Raw genomic sequence first — 781 nt, 5'->3', positions numbered from 1 at the left:
CATGATCACGACCACTATAGTTTTTAGGGTTCCACTTGCTACCATCACCTAAGTTGACTGTAATTGGAGAATCATCGACGGGGCTGGCTAAATTGTAGCGACCGCTTTCAAGCGCTGTCATATAAATAACAGGTTTTAACAATGATCCAACTTGACGCTTGGCATCAACAGCACGGTTAAAACCAGTAAACTCGCTACCACTACCAACGACAGCAACTAGTTCACCAGTCTCAGGATTGGCACTGACCAAGGCACTTTGCAAGTCTTTGGTCTTACTACTGTTGCGACGTAATTCGCCAAGTTTTTTATCAACCGCTTTATCGGCTGCTAATTGCGCAATAGGGTCAAGGGTACTAATAATGGTCAGCCCCTCGTTTTTTAGGTCATCAGAGTAATAGACGTCATTAAGCTCGCGCTTGACGATGTCCAAAAAGTCTGGAAACTGGCTTTTGCCTTCAACAGGTTTGTCTACCACTCCAAGAGGCTTTTCTAGTGCCGTATCGTATTGCTCTTGACTGATAGAACCCATCTGTAGCATATTGTTGAGCACTACATCACGACGTGCCTTTGAATCATTAGGATGGCGACGAGGATTGTAGACGCTTGGCCCTTTAGCCATACCGACTAGCATGGCTTGTTGATCCAAGCGCAGCTCATTTAGAGGCTGGTTAAAATAAAATTGTGCAGCTAAGCCAAAACCATTTATAGAGCGGTTGCCATTTTGACCAAGATAGATCTCATTAAGATAGGTTTGCAAAATCTCATCTTTACTATAATGCAG

Annotated in this window: 1 protein-coding gene; it reads right to left on the bottom strand. The window is 43.8% G+C overall.

Annotated features, from left to right (window positions below):
• The coding region (locus tag ACS8FD_RS19460; RefSeq protein ID WP_439277075.1) for a transglycosylase domain-containing protein at nucleotides 1-781 on the bottom strand (781 nt) is incomplete at both ends.

The sequence above is a fragment of the Psychrobacter sp. 1U2 genome (assembly GCF_051847575.1).
Note: the sequence above shows the minus strand (reverse complement) of the source record. Positions and strands in the feature narration are given on the sequence as shown.